Origin of the sequence: Actinomadura madurae (assembly GCF_047130825.1) — a bacterium.
GTDB lineage: Bacteria > Actinomycetota > Actinomycetes > Streptosporangiales > Streptosporangiaceae > Spirillospora > Spirillospora madurae.
The window spans coordinates 4,850,384-4,864,228 of the sequence record NZ_CP083237.1 but is presented as its reverse complement, the minus strand read 5'-3'; the positions used below and the strand labels follow the sequence as shown (position 1 = coordinate 4,864,228).

12 protein-coding genes are annotated in these 13,845 nt (G+C 72.6%); 8 read left to right on the top strand and 4 right to left on the bottom strand.

Translation table 11 applies throughout. From position 1 onward, the window contains the following. Nucleotides 1-206 precede the first annotated feature (206 nt). Nucleotides 207-383: a hypothetical protein gene (locus K8Z49_RS21915; RefSeq protein WP_021596499.1), complete on the top strand. Its 177-nt coding sequence runs from the start codon at nt 207-209 to the stop codon at nt 381-383. Between the two features lie 10 nt (nt 384-393). On the opposite strand, the gene K8Z49_RS21910 is transcribed toward K8Z49_RS21915, so the two are convergent. Then, nucleotides 394-987 (bottom strand): GNAT family N-acetyltransferase, encoded by a 594-nt coding sequence (locus K8Z49_RS21910; RefSeq protein ID WP_021596500.1) that lies wholly within the window; start codon nt 985-987, stop codon nt 394-396. 255 nt (nt 988-1,242) lie between these two features. On the opposite strand from K8Z49_RS21910, the gene K8Z49_RS21905 reads away from it, so the two are divergent. Next, nucleotides 1,243-2,091, top strand: coding sequence for a bifunctional methylenetetrahydrofolate dehydrogenase/methenyltetrahydrofolate cyclohydrolase (locus K8Z49_RS21905; protein ID WP_412520547.1), 849 nt, complete (start codon nt 1,243-1,245; stop codon nt 2,089-2,091). Nucleotides 2,092-2,237: 146 nt separating this feature from the next. Here K8Z49_RS21905 and K8Z49_RS21900 read toward each other — a convergent pair whose 3' ends face one another. Continuing rightward, a complete protein-coding gene (locus K8Z49_RS21900) occupies nt 2,238-2,951 on the bottom strand; it encodes an FHA domain-containing protein (RefSeq protein ID WP_412520545.1) in 714 nt (237 codons plus the stop codon). Nucleotides 2,952-3,206: 255 nt separating this feature from the next. Here K8Z49_RS21900 and K8Z49_RS21895 point away from each other — a divergent pair, with 255 nt between their 5' ends. The 3 genes from K8Z49_RS21895 (at nt 3,207) to K8Z49_RS21885 (ending at nt 6,309) form a co-directional block, all read left to right on the top strand. After that, a complete protein-coding gene (locus tag K8Z49_RS21895) occupies nt 3,207-3,647 on the top strand; it encodes a DUF3017 domain-containing protein (protein WP_021596503.1) in 441 nt (146 codons plus the stop codon). Between the two features lie 138 nt (nt 3,648-3,785). Continuing rightward, nucleotides 3,786-5,003 (top strand): NADP-dependent isocitrate dehydrogenase, encoded by a 1,218-nt coding sequence (locus K8Z49_RS21890; RefSeq protein ID WP_111830280.1) that lies wholly within the window; start codon nt 3,786-3,788, stop codon nt 5,001-5,003. Between the two features lie 316 nt (nt 5,004-5,319). Further along, nucleotides 5,320-6,309, top strand: coding sequence for a malate dehydrogenase (locus K8Z49_RS21885; protein ID WP_021596505.1), 990 nt, complete (start codon nt 5,320-5,322; stop codon nt 6,307-6,309). Between the two features lie 60 nt (nt 6,310-6,369). On the opposite strand, the gene K8Z49_RS21880 is transcribed toward K8Z49_RS21885, so the two are convergent. Continuing rightward, nucleotides 6,370-7,206, bottom strand: coding sequence for an NAD(P)H-binding protein (locus tag K8Z49_RS21880; protein ID WP_412520542.1), 837 nt, complete (start codon nt 7,204-7,206; stop codon nt 6,370-6,372). A 153-nt stretch (nt 7,207-7,359) separates the two neighbouring features. Between K8Z49_RS21880 and K8Z49_RS21875 the strand changes: the two genes are divergently transcribed. After that, a complete protein-coding gene (locus K8Z49_RS21875; protein ID WP_412520540.1) occupies nt 7,360-7,959 on the top strand; it encodes a TetR/AcrR family transcriptional regulator in 600 nt (199 codons plus the stop codon). Nucleotides 7,960-7,989: 30 nt separating this feature from the next. Here the strand turns inward: K8Z49_RS21875 and K8Z49_RS21870 are convergent, their stop codons facing one another. Beyond that, a complete protein-coding gene (locus K8Z49_RS21870; RefSeq protein WP_412520538.1) occupies nt 7,990-9,054 on the bottom strand; it encodes a class I SAM-dependent methyltransferase in 1,065 nt (354 codons plus the stop codon). A gap of 259 nt (nt 9,055-9,313) precedes the next feature. Between K8Z49_RS21870 and K8Z49_RS21865 the strand changes: the two genes are divergently transcribed. Together K8Z49_RS21865 and K8Z49_RS21860 are read left to right on the top strand one after the other, a co-directional pair. Next, on the top strand, nt 9,314-11,080 hold the full coding sequence (locus K8Z49_RS21865) for an HSP90 family protein (protein ID WP_412520536.1): 1,767 nt from the start codon (nt 9,314-9,316) through the stop codon (nt 11,078-11,080). Further along, nucleotides 11,077-13,833 carry a hypothetical protein gene (locus tag K8Z49_RS21860; protein WP_412520534.1) on the top strand — a complete coding sequence of 919 codons (2,757 nt, stop codon included), beginning with the start codon at nt 11,077-11,079 and terminating at the stop codon, nt 13,831-13,833. Before K8Z49_RS21865 ends, K8Z49_RS21860 begins: the two co-directional genes overlap by 4 nt. Nucleotides 13,834-13,845: the final 12 nt, after the last annotated feature.

Here is a 13,845-nt window from a genome sequence, read left to right as displayed (position 1 = left end):
CCCCTGCCTTCGGACGCGATCGCAACCATTGAGGTTGTTGCGTGGTTGCAGTGGTGGCCGAGGTCGGCGGCCAGGTGTGGCGAGGAACACGGGCGAGATGGGTTTGGGTGGGGTGGGGGCACGGCGGCGAGGCGGGTAGCCTCGGGCGCACCGCGCCCCGTAATCCTCCCTTGACCCTGGCGCGGGCGTTCCGTTATGGAGGCGGGATGGATGTCGTGGTGTCCCTCATGCTGGGCGTCGTGTACCGGGCCGACTCGCTGCTCATGGAGTCCCGGCAGGTGATCGGGCTGGTCGCCGCCTTCCTGGCCGCGGTGCTGGCCGCGCAACTGGGCTGGCACGGCACCGACCGCCTCATCGCCTGGCGGCAGGGCTCCGAGGACTGACCCGCCGCGATCAGCGCAGCCGGGCGCGCAGGCGCGCCGCGGCGGCGGGCCAGTCGTCGTCCGTCATGGCGTAGGCGGCCGTGTCGCGGACCGAGCCGTCCGCCAGGATCCGGTGCTTGCGGTGCACGCCCTCGAACGACGCGCCGAGGCGCTCGATGGCCGCCCGCGACCGCGCGTTCCGGACGTGCGTGTGCCACCCGACCCGCATCGCCCCGAGGTCGTCGAACGCGCGCCCCATCAGCAGCAGCTTCGCCTCGGTGTTGACGGCCGTGCGGTGCCACCGCGACCCGAGCCAGGTGTAGCCGATGCAGAGGCCGCGGTGGGACGGGACGATCTCGTAGTACGACGTCGTCCCGGCGACCTCCCCCGTCGAGACGTCGATCTGGGCCCAGGGGAGGCGCAGGCCGCGCTCGCAGGCCGCGAGCGCCTTGCCGACGAGCACCCGCATCTGCGCGACCGTCGTCGGCCGCCGCTCGCTCAGCCACGTCCACACGGCCGGGTCCCCGGACGCCGCGAAGAGGCCCTCGGCGTGCTCGTCCGACAGCGGCTCCAACCGCACGTACCGCCCGGTCAGCACGGGCCGCTCGAACCATTCGTCGCTCATGCGGACCACGCTAGGAGCCGCCGGCCGGCACCCGGCAGGGCCACTCGGCGCCGATTTCCACAAGCCACCGCGGTACCGTGCCGCCGCCGGCCGGCCGGTTAGCATGGATGGCCAACGCGACTGGCGCGGTCAAGGTGGATCACCACCGGGGAGCGAACGACGGTCCGGACACCGCGCGCCTGGGTGGACGGGGCCCCTGCCGCGGCCGTGCTGCGAGCCGGTCCCGGTCCAGGTGAGATCCACGCGGAGGTACGCATGACGGCACAGACTCTGGACGGCAAGGCCACGGCCGCCGAGATCCGCTCCGACCTCAAGGTCCGCGTCGAGGCGCTGCGCGACCGCGGCGTATCGGTCGGGCTCGGCACGGTGCTGGTCGGCGACGATCCCGGCAGCCGCTCCTACGTCAACATGAAGCACCGCGACTGCGCCGAGGTCGGCATCGAGAGCATCCGCCGCGACCTGCCCGCCACCGCCGCCCAGGACGACGTGGAACGCGCCGTCGCCGAGCTGAACGCCGACCCCGCCTGCACCGGCTACATCGTCCAGCTGCCCCTCCCGAAGGGCCTCGACGAGCAGCGCGTGCTGGAGCGCATCGACCCGTCCAAGGACGCCGACGGCCTGCACCCCGTCAATCTCGGCCGGCTCGTCCTGATGCAGCCGGGCCCGCTGCCCTGCACGCCGAAGGGCATCGTCGAGCTGCTGCGCCGGTTCGACGTCCCGATCAAGGGCGCCGAGGTCACCGTCGTCGGCCGCGGCATCACCGTCGGGCGCGCCCTCGGCCTGCTGCTGACCCGCCGCTCCGAGAACGCGACCGTCACCCTCTGCCACACCGCGACCCGCGACCTGGCGGCGCACACCCGGGCGGCCGACATCGTCGTGGCCGCCGCCGGCGTCCCCGGCCTGATCACCGCGGACATGGTCAAGCCCGGCGCCGCCGTCCTCGACGTCGGCGTGTCCCGGGTGGACGGCAAGCTCGCCGGCGACGTCGCCGCCGACGTCCGCGACGTGGCCGGCTGGGTCGCGCCCAACCCCGGCGGCGTCGGCCCGATGACCCGCGCGATGCTCCTCGCCAACGTCGTCGAGGCCGCCGAGCGGGCCGCCTGACCGCACACGTACGGAGACCGCCACCCAGCACCAGGGTGGCGGCCTCCGCCTACGTCTCCCCGAGCCGCGCCGTCACGTACGCGGGACGGGGGTCTGAGCGATCGCCCTCGCAAGTGCGCTGCCGCGGAGGGCGACCGCGGTTCACATCAGCTGGCCCTCCGCCCGGCCGTGCTGTGAGCCGGACGTCCCGGCCCATGTGCTGCGTGGCCCGGCGCCCCGGGCCTGCGCGTCTCGCCCGTGGTCCGCACCCCGGACACCCGGCCGTCCATCGGCGGGCGGCCCTGGGGCACGTGCACCGGCGGCAGCGGCCGGACGAGGCCCATCGCGATGACCTCGTTGGCGAGCCGCGTGCGCCGGTTGGCGCCCTCGGGGATGCGGAACTTCTGGTAGAGACGCAGCAGGTGCTGCTTGACGGCCGCCTCGGTGACGACCAGCTCGCCGGCGATGTCGCGTGCCGTGGCGGGGGCCACGAACGCCTCGTCGGACAGGGCGGGCCGGCACAGCGAGGTCAGCACGTCGACCTCGCGGCGGGTAAGCTCGGGCGCGACGGCGCGCCGCAGTTCGACGTCCGGGTCGACCTCCTCACGGGGGATTCCCCCCAAGCGGCAGCGCGCCGTGCCGAAGCTCACGACGTCGCCATCCTCCAGGACTCGGCGGGCGATCGGCCGCCCGTTGACGCGCGTCCCGTTGCGGGACAGGCCCATGTCCACCACGTAGACGTACGGACCGCGTCGGACGATCTCTGCGTGCAAACGGGACACACTCGGGTCGTCGAGGCGTACGTCGACTCCTCTCCCTCTCCCGACCGTCGTAACGTCGGGGCGCAGCGGCATCACCAGCCCGCTGTCCTCGATCCGCATGAACGGCCCCTCCACGGCAGTCCTCCCAGCTAGTTAGCGACCCCTGTCTGCCGGGTTACCCGGGCGCCGTACTGTCACACCCTCCTACTGACGAGTAGGTCCGATGCCGCAAGGGATTCGGGTCTCCCGGGCCCCTCCGCGGCCCCACCCGTCCCACCCTCATTCCCGGCCCCGGGTGACAAGCCGGACCGTTCCACCGCCCCCCTCGCGCCCGCGATGTCGTCCGGCGGACCGATTGGCTATACCGTGAGGGCCATGAGCACCCAGGTGCACCGGCGCAGGCGCAGGGCGCCGCGCCGCAGAGGCGCCGCGCCGCACTGGCTCGCCCAGCTGCCGTACCTCCTCGTGCTCAGCGGCGTCGGCGCCGGGCTCACGCTGTGCGCCTTCAACTACTTCCGCAAGGGCTCCGGCCTGATGGCCGCCGCGCTGCTCATCGGCGCGCTCGCCCGGCTGCTGCTGCCCGAGTCGCAGCTCGGCCCGCTCGCCGTCCGGAGCCGCTCGGTCGACTGCTGGACGCTCGTGATCCTCGGCGAGATGGTCGCGTTCGTGTCCCTGAGCGTCCCGCCGATGAACAAGACCGGGCTCGTCCTCGCCGGCGCGTTCGGCGTGCTGATCGCGCTGACGGCGCTGGCGCGCGGCGTGCGGCTGCTCATCGCCGGACGCTCCGCCAGGCCGGGCGGCGGCCCGCCGGGCTAGCGCGCCGTCCCCGGGGGAGGCCTGCCCCGCCGGCCACGGGCCGAGGGCAGGTCTAGACCTCATGACCGCCTCGGCTAGCCTAGCCAGTTGAGCCTTACAAGGACTGCTGGCCAGGTGTAGGAAAGGGACAGCAACAGCATGCCCAAGATCAAAGTAGCGGGCCCGGTCGTCGAACTCGACGGCGACGAAATGACGCGGATCATCTGGAAATTCATCAAGGACCAGCTGATCCTGCCTTACCTCGATGTGGACCTGAAGTACTACGACCTGGGAATCGAGCACCGTGACGCCACGGACGACCAGGTCACCGTCGACGCCGCCAACGCCATCAAGCAGTACGGCGTGGGCGTCAAGTGCGCGACCATCACCCCCGACGAGGCGCGCGTCGAGGAGTTCGGCCTGAAGAAGATGTGGCGGTCCCCGAACGGGACGATCCGCAACATCCTGGGCGGCGTGATCTTCCGTGAGCCGATCGTTGCGTCCAACATCCCCCGCCTGGTGCCCGGCTGGACGAAGCCGATCATCATCGGCCGCCACGCCCACGGCGACCAGTACAAGGCCACCGACTTCGTCGTCCCGGGCCCGGGCAAGGTGACGATCACCTACACCCCGCAGGACGGCTCCGAGCCGATGGAGCTGGAGATCGCCGAATTCCCCGGCGGCGGCGTCGCGATGGGCATGTACAACTTCGACGACTCGATCCGCGACTTCGCCCGGACGAGCATGCGGTACGCGCTCAACCGCGAGATGCCGCTGTACATGTCCACGAAGAACACGATCCTCAAGGCCTACGACGGCCGGTTCAAGGACCTCTTCCAGGAGATCTACGAGACCGAGTTCAAGGCCGAGTTCGAGGCCAAGGGCCTCACCTACGAGCACCGCCTCATCGACGACATGGTCGCCGCGGCGCTCAAGTGGGAGGGCGGGTTCGTCTGGGCGGCCAAGAACTACGACGGCGACGTCCAGTCCGACACCCTCGCGCAGGGCTTCGGCTCGCTCGGCCTCATGACGTCGGTCCTCATGACCCCGGACGGCAAGACCGTCGAGGCCGAGGCCGCGCACGGCACGGTGACCCGGCACTACCGGCAGCACCAGCAGGGCAAGCCGACGTCGACCAACCCGATCGCGTCGATCTTCGCCTGGACCCGCGGCCTCGAGCACCGCGGCAAGCTCGACAACAACCCGGAGCTGATCGGCTTCGCCCGCAACCTCGAAGAGGTCTGCGTCAAGACGGTCGAAGGCGGCCAGATGACCAAGGACCTGGCTCTCCTTGTCGGCAAGGACACGCCTTTCCTGACGACGCAGGAATTCCTGGAGGCTCTCGACACCAACCTCCAGAAGAAGATCAACGGATAGTATTCAAGGGATTGCTCCCCGCACATGCGGGGATGGTCCCGGCTTCGCCCCGCTGGTCGGGCGTGACACACCGTGGTCCCCGCGCACGCGGGGTTGAAGGCCGTCTCGGATTCGTTCCGGGGCGGCCTTCCGCGTGTCCGGGGACCGGCGGCATGCCGGGTGGTGAACCTGGCCGGTGGCGGGTAGGGGGCGCGCGATAGCCTGATCCCCGGAACTATCTCGACGGCGAGAGAACCCGCGCGGGCGGACTCTCCGGCGGTCGGGTTCGAAGGATGGCCGCCTGAGCCCCGTCAGGTCACAGCAGGAGAAGAAGGCAATGACGCGCACCCCAGTCACCGTCACCGTTACCGGCGCCGCGGGCCAGATCGGCTACGCGCTGCTGTTCCGCATCGCGTCCGGGCAGCTCCTCGGCGCGGACGTACCCGTCCGCCTGCGGCTGCTGGAGATCCCGCAGGCGGTGAAGGCCGCCGAGGGCACCGCGATGGAACTGGACGACTGCGCGTTCCCGCTGCTGTCCGGCGTCGACATCTTCGACGACGCGACGAAGGCGTTCGAGGGCGCGAACGTGGCGCTGCTCGTCGGCGCCCGCCCGCGCACCAAGGGCATGGAGCGCGGTGACCTGCTGGAGGCCAACGGCGGCATCTTCAAGCCGCAGGGCGAGGCGATCAACGCCGGCGCCGCCGACGACATCAAGGTCCTCGTCGTCGGCAACCCGGCGAACACCAATGCCCTGATCGCGAAGTCGCACGCGCCGGACGTCCCGGCCGACCGGTTCACCGCGATGACGCGCCTCGACCACAACCGCGCGCTCGCGCAGCTCTCGAAGAAGGCGGGCGTCTCGGTCGCCGACCTCCGGAGGCTGACGATCTGGGGCAACCACTCCGCCACCCAGTACCCGGACATCTTCCACGCCGAGATCGCCGGCAAGAACGCCGCCGAGACGGTGAACGACCAGGCCTGGCTGGAGAACGACTTCATCCCGACCGTCGCCAAGCGCGGCGCCGCGATCATCGAGGCGCGCGGCGCGTCGTCGGCGGCGTCGGCCGCGTCCGCCGCGATCGACCACGTGCACACCTGGGTGAACGGCACCGCCGACAACGACTGGACGTCCATGGCGGTCGTGTCGGACGGCTCCTACGGCGTCCCGGAGGGCCTGATCTCGTCCTTCCCGGTCACCACCAAGGACGGCGACTGGGAGATCGTCCAGGGCCTGGAGATCAACGACTTCTCCCGCGCCCGCATCGACGCCTCGGTGAACGAGCTGTCGGAGGAGCGCGACGCGGTCCGCAAGCTCGGCCTCATCTGACCCTTGTGCGGACGAGCCCCGGACCCGCCTCGGGTCCGGGGCTCGCCCATATCCGCTTCGTCACATCTCCTCTTCGAGGAGGGCGCGGAAGGCGCGCGGGGGCCGGCCGGTGACGTGCTGGACGGTGCCGGTGACGCGGTCCTCGGCTCCCTCGGCGATGGCCTGGTCCATGCCGGCGAGCATCGCGGCGAATTCCGGCGACATCTGGCCGGTGAGGCGGTCGCGCATCTCCTCGTAGGACAGGGGGCGGTGGGTCACCGACCGGCCGGAGACCTCGGTGATGCATGTAGCGATGTCGTCGTAGCTCAGCGCCTCCGGCCCGGTGAGAACGAGCTCGGTGTTCGGGGCCTGTTCGTCGGTCAGGGCGTGGACTGCGACGGCTGCGATGTCTCCGGCGTCGATGAAGCCGACCCGGCCGCTTCCGGCGGCGGTCCAGATGGTGCCGTCTTCGCGGATGCTGAGGGCGTGGACGTGCGTGCCGGTGAAGTTCTGCATGAACCAGGAGGGACGCAGCACCGCCCACTGCTCGAACAGGCCGGGCAGGGCCCGATGCACCATTCCCACCGCCGGGCCGCCCTCGGGAATGGCCGAGGAGCTGAGGAGCACCGCGCGGTGGACGCCGGCGGCGCGAGCCTGTTCGAGGAAGGGCAGCATGATCGCCGCCGGATCGACGTCGCCCGGGGGTGGCACGAGGTAGAGGCGGTCGACCCCGTCGAGGGCGGCGGCGTGGGTGGCGGGGCCGTACCAGTCGAAGGGGACCGGCTCCGCGCCGGGGACGGCGGTGGCGTGACGGCCGGCGGCCTTGACGTGGTGACCGCCGGCCGTCAGCCGCGCGGCGGTGCGGCTGCCGGTGGTCCCGGTGGCGCCGATGATCAACGTGGTGCCGGCGGTGGTCATCGGCTGCTCCCGGCGAAGTCGGTGCCGGGTTCTTGCACGACGAGCGGGTTCCGGCAGTCCGGACATGGGCATCCTCCATATCGTAGAATCTGGACCCCAGGTCCACTTTTTACGATATGGACTCGGGGTCCGGTTTGCAAATGGAGGAGCCGCGTGCCCGAGCGCAAGCCCCGCAAGGACGCCGCCCGGAACAGGAAGGCCGTCCTTGAGGCCGCCGACCACCTGTTCGCCCACTGCGAGAGCCCAGAGGACGTCACCATGGCCGACATCGCGACGGCGGCCGGTGTGGGTAAGGGAACGGCCTTCCGTGCCTTCGGCGACCGCGCCGGCCTGCTCCGCGCACTGTACGAGGCACGGCTCGAACCGATCAGGAAGGCCGTCGAAGCCGGCCCGCCACCTCTGGGGCCCACCACCCCTCCGGATCAGCGCGTGGCCGCTCTGCTCGACGCCGTCCTGTGCTTCAAGCTCGACAACCGCCCTCTCGCGCTGGCCTTGGAGGAGAGCGGAAGCAACAGCCCTTACCAGGCAGAGCATTACGAGCGGTGGCACAGCCTGCTCCAGTCCATGCTGGAGCAGATCCCCGGCCTGACCGGCATCGACTTCACGGCCCATGTGCTGCTCGCCGCCACCCGGGCCGACCTCGTCGAACGCCTGGCCGGACTAGAGGGCGTGCCGCGCGAGGAGATGCGGGTGCAACTGGCGGGCTTCGTCGCCAGAGTCATCGACTCACGCCCTCTGCCTGAAGGTGTATGAGATGCGCCGAGATCTACGGCCGGCCGTCGGTCAGGCGGGGGTGGTCCTCGCCACGTAGTAGATGTTCAGCGGGTCCCCCTCGATCGAGTGGACCTGGACGTCGGTGAAGCCCGCCTCCTTGAGCATCCGCCGGGCGGTCTGCTCTCCCCAGACGGTGCCGAGGCCGGCGCCGCCGGTGCTCAGCGAGGTGGTCATGCAGTAGAAGACCGAGAAGCTGTAGATCGCGGGCCCGAAAGGATGGTCCAGGTTCTCCTCCAGGTTGCTGGACGCGGCGATGTCGCCCATCAGGAAGACGCCGCCGTCGCGGAGGGACGCGGCGATGGCGTCGAGGGTCTCCTGCGGCCGGGCCAGGTCGTGGATGACGTCGAAGGCGGTGACCAGGTCGTACCGTCCGGTGATCCGCGTCGCGTCGCCGATCGTGTAGCCGACGTTGTCCAGGGACAGCCGGTCGGCCTCCCTGCGCGCGGCGGCGATGCCCTCCTCCGACTGGTCGAGGCCCTGGAAGCGGCTGTTCGGGAAGGCGCGGGCCAGGACGATGGGCGCGTGCCCCTGGCCGGTGCCCACGTCCAGGACGTCGATGCCCTCGCTCAGCCGCTCGGTCAGGCCCGGGACCATCGGGACGATCGTGTCGACGAGGGCCGCGTCGTACACGCGGGCCGTCTCCTTCGCCTGGAGGGCCTGGAAGCGGGGGTAGGCGGAGTAGGGGACGCCGCCGCCTTCGCGGAACGACGCGACGACCCGCTGCTCGACCTCGCCCATCAGCGCGATGTACGGCATCAGCCCGGCGAGGTTGTCGGGGCCGGCGGCGGTGGTGAGCGAGGCGGCGTGTTCGGGAGGCAGCGTGTACGTCGCGCCGTCCGGCTCGTACTCCAGGATGCCGCCGACGACCATGCCGCCCAGCCATTCGCGCACGTACCGCTCGTCGAGCCGTGCCGCCTTGGCGATGTCGGAGCTCGTGGACGGGGGCAGCGTGCTCATGGTGTCGAACAGGCCGGTCTGGTGGCCGACGCTCACGAGGAGGGCCAGCGCTCCCTTGTTGAGGACGTCGACCATGAGGCCGCTGAACTCCTCCTGTCGCGTGGCGTCCGGTGACACGGCCCCTCCTCGGGATCAGAACGGCATCGTTTCTCCTCTTCGTCCCTATCGCGGCCGGGACGGCGGAGGGGAGCCGGGCGCCGAAGTATTTGCCGGATCTGGGCGAAGCCATCACTCTCCGCCCGTCGAGGTCCGCGGCACCGGATCCGCTCACGGGCGGCGCCCGGGCGAGCGGCGGGGGTGACAAAAGATCTGAAGGCGTCGGAATCGGTCGCTAGGGTGTGTGATCGCTCGGATGGTGATCGGGGGAGGCGTACCGGTGGCGGAACAGGCGTTTCAGGTCGACCTGCGCGGTGTGGTGGATCTGCTGAGCCGCCATCTGTACGCGACCCCGCGGGTGTACCTGCGGGAGCTGCTGCAGAACGCGGTGGACGCGATCACGGCGCGCGGCGAGGGCGGCCGGGTCGAGATCGAGACCGGCGGCGGGACGCTGCGGGTCCACGACGACGGGGTCGGCCTCACCGAGGACGAGGTGCACACGCTGCTCGCGACGATCGGCCGGTCGTCCAAGCGGGACGAGCTGGGGTTCGCGCGGCACGACTTCCTCGGGCAGTTCGGGATCGGGCTGCTGTCCGCCTTCCTCGTCGCGGACGAGATCGAGGTCGTGACCAGGTCCGCGAAGGGCGGCGGCGCCGTCCGCTGGACGGGACGGTCCGAGGGCAGCTACCGGGTCGAGCCCGGCGAGCGGGACGAGCCCGGCACGACGGTCACGCTCCGGGCCCGGCCGGGGGCGGCGGAGCTGCTGAGCCCGCCGGTCGTCGCCGAGCTGGCCCGCACGTACGGATCGCTGCTGCCGGTGGAGCTGACCGTCGACGGGGCGCCGGTCACCGGGGACGGGCCGCCGTGGCGGGCGCAGTACCCCGACCCGGCCGCGCGCCGCCGGGCGCTGGAACGTTACTGCGAGGAGCTTTACGGGTTCGTCCCGTTCGACGTCGTCGACCTCGACGTGCCGGAGGCGGGCCTCACCGGGGTCGCGTTCGTGCTGCCGGAGCCGGTCTCGCCGACCGCCCGGTCCGCGCACCGCGTCTACCTGAAGCGGATGCTGCTGGCCGAGGGCGTCGAGGGGCTGCTGCCCGAGTGGGCGTTCTTCGCTCGGTGCGTCGTGGACGCGGGCGAGCTGCGCCCGACCGCCAGCCGCGAGGCGCTGTACGAGGACGAGCTGCTCGACGCGACCAGGCACGGGCTCGGCGACGTCCTGCGGCAGTGGCTGGTGGCGCTGGCCGAGACCGATCCGGCGAGGCTGCGCGCCTTCCTGCGGCTCCACCAGCTCGGGGTGAAGGCGATGGCCCTGCACGACGACGACATGCTGCGCATCGTGGACCGCTGGCTGGAGTACGAGACGTCCGCCGGGCCGATGACGCTGCACGAGTTCCGCCGCCGGCACCCGGACGGCCGGTTCACCGCGAGCGTGGACGAGTTCCGGCGGCTGTCGGCGGTGGCGGGCGCGCAGGGCGTCGGCCTCGTCAACGGCGGCTACGTGCACGACACCGAGATCATCGAGCGGCTGCCCGAGGTGGACCCCGACATCCGGCTCGCCCGGCTGGACGCGGCGGAGCTGACCACCACGTTCGGCGTCCTCGACCCGGCGGCCGAGCTGGCGCTGCGCCCGTTCCTGGCGGCGGCGCAGCGGGCCGTGGAGCGGCTCGGGTGCGAGGTGGTCGTCCGCGACTTCGATCCCGCGTCGTTGCCCGCGCTGTACCTCACGAGCCGCGACGCGCAGTTCCGCGAGGAGCTGACGCGGGCGCAGGAGGAGGCCGGCGAGCTGTGGGCGGACGTGCTCGGCGCCGTCGGCGCCACGGCCGGCGCCGACCGCCCGCAGCTGGTGCTGAACCACCGCAACCCGCTGGCCCGTCGCATCACGGCGCTGGGGGATGGCGGGCCGGTCGAGCCGGCCGTCCAGGCCCTGTACGGGCAGGCGCTGCTGCTCGGCCACCATCCGCTGCGGCCCGCCGACACGGCGGTGCTGAACCGTTCCTTCATCGGCCTGCTGGAGTGGGCCGTCCACTCCCCGGAGGCTCCCGAATGACCGCTGAGGACGTCTACGCGCTGATGACGCGATCGCAGGAGCTGCCCTACGGGGAGGCCAGGACCGTCCTGGTGGAGGACGCGCTGCGCCGCGCCGAGGCGGCCGGCGACGAGGTGCTGGCGTACCGGGTGCGGGTCCGGCTGACCGACGCCTACCAGTTCGGCGGCGAGCCGGCGAAGGCGTTCGCGACGTTCAGCCGGTCGCTGGCCGAGCACGACCGCGACCCCGGCCGGTTCGACGAGGAGCACTTCCTGCTGTGGCAGATGAAGGGCATGGTGGGCGCCCTCACGCTGTTCCCGGAGATCCCGCTCGACCGGACGTACGCGGTGCTGGACGACATGGAGCGCCGCTACCTCGCCGGCGGCCACAGCCCGCAGGCGGTCTACCGGCGCCGCCACCTCGTGGCCCGCCACATCGGCGACGGGACGGCCGACGACTGGTACGCGAAGTGGCGCGCGGCCCGGCGGGACGAGCTGTCGGACTGCGAGGGCTGCGACCCGACCGGCATGGTCAACCACCTCGTCGAGACCGGCCGCCACGAGGAGGCGGCCGAGATCGCCGCGCCCGTGCTGGCCGCCCGGCTGACCTGCAACGAGCAGCCGCAGTCGATCCGGACCGCGATGATGCCGGTGTTCCTGCGGACGGGCCGTCCCGAGCAGGCCGCCGACGCGCACCGCCGCGCCTACCGGGTGCACCGGTCGCGGCTCGCCGACCTGTCCGACATCGCCGACCACCTGGAGTTCTGCGCGGTGACGGGCAACGAGGCGCGCGGGCTGGAGATCGTCCAGCGGCATCTCGGGTGGCTGGACCGGGCGCCGAGCGCGCACGCGGAGATGCGGTTCGCCGCCGCGGCGGCGCTGGTCCTGGACCGGGTCGCCGCCGCCGGACACGGCGCGGCGACCGTCCGCCGCCCCGCCGCCGACGGCCGCCCGGCCGCCGACGTGCCGCTCCCGGACCTCCGCGAGGAGCTGCGGACCCGCGCCACGGATCTCGCGGACCGGTTCGACGCCCGCAACGGGACGTCCCGCCAGGGCGACCTGGTGCGCGCGACGCTGGCGGCCGAGCCGTTCGCCGACTTCGTCCCGCTGGCCGCGCACCACCGGCGTGCCGCGCCCGCCCCGGCCCCGGCGCCCCGGCCCGTCCCGCAGGAGGACTTCACGGGCGTGGACGACCTGGACGCCCTCCTCGACATCGCGGACGAGCGCCGCACACGCCAGGACATCGCACGCACCCTGGCCGCGTGGCGGCGTTTCGACGCCCTCGCGGAGACGACGGAGCCGACGCCGCTCCAGAAGGCCCGCCGCCTGGACGCGCAAGGCGTCGAGCACGCCGTCGAGGGCGACCACGAGGAGGCCGTCGCGTGCTGGCACGAGGCCGCCCGCCGGTTCGCCGAGCTGGGCGACGAGACCCGCCGGCACCGCGTGCTCAGCCGCCTCGGCGGGATGCGCGTGCAGACGGGCGACAAGGACGGCCTCCAGGACGTGGCCGCGGCCGCCGAGTACTTCGCGCACCACCCGGACGACGACGGCGCGGCCACGGGCTCGCTCATCCGGCTGGCCACCGCGCACGTCGACCTCGGGAACCCGGAGGACGCCGTCGCCGCCCTCGACCGGATCGCCGAGGACGACGCGCCGGATCGGGCCGGTCTCCTGTGGGGGGACGACCCCCCACGCCCCCCGGAAGAGCCGGCCGGCCCGGCTCCCTCCGCTCCGCTGGAGCTCCGCTCCGGGAACCGGGCCGGCGAGGCGTGGTTCGTCCGCGGGCAGGCGCTGCTCAAGCTCGGCGACGCCGACGGTGCCGCCGAAGCGCTGCGCCGCTCCGCCGGCGCCGCGCGGACCTCCGCGGACCCCGAGGAGGTGGCCGCGCCCGCGCTGCTGCTCGCCCGGATCCTGGCCGCGCGGGAGAGCGGCCCGGACGAGGAGACCTTCGCCCTGCTGGACGAGGCGATCGCCGCGCTGCCGGGCTCCGCGCCGATGCGCGCGGCGGCGCACTGCGACCGCGGCCTGGCGCTGCTGGCCGCCGACCGCGCGGCCGACGCCGTCCCCGACCTCGTGGAGGCCATCGCCGCCTGGACGGCCGGGGGTTCGCACGAGCAGGCCGTCCATCTCCGCGTGGACCTCGCCGCCGCCTACCTGGCCGCGGACCGCCACCTGGAGGCCGCCGAGGCCGCCGAGGAGGCGCTGCCCGGCCTCGACGGTGACGTCGTGCGGCGCTGCCGCCTGATCCTGGCGCACGCCCAGAAACGCCTCGGCGAGGAGGACGCCGCCACGACGTTCCAGGCCCTCGCCGAGGAGGCCGCGCAGGAGGGCCGCCACGACGCCGTCGCGCACTTCCTCGACGAGGCCGCCGACGTCCTGAGCGACCTCGACAAGGACGCCCTGGCCGCCGAGCGGTTCGCCGAGGCCGCCGAGGCGTTCGAGAAGGCCGGCGACCCGTACGGCGTGGTCCACGCCCGCCGCCGCGCGGCGATGTCCCGGCTGTGGAGCGGTGAAGGCGAGAAGGCCGTCACCATCATGGAGACGGCCCGCGCGGCCCTGGCGGGCCTGCCCCCCGACAACGAGCCGGCCCGGATCTGGGAGACCGCCCTGGTCTCCTACGACCAGGCCCGTGTCCTGGCCCGGACGGGCGCCCTCGCGGAGGCCGCGTCCCACGCCTCCGCGGCCGTGGACGGCTTCACCGCCCTCGGCGAGACCGGGCCCGCCGAGGAGGCGACCCGCCTCCACGACGACATCACCTCGGCCCTGAACACCTGACCGGCCGGAGCG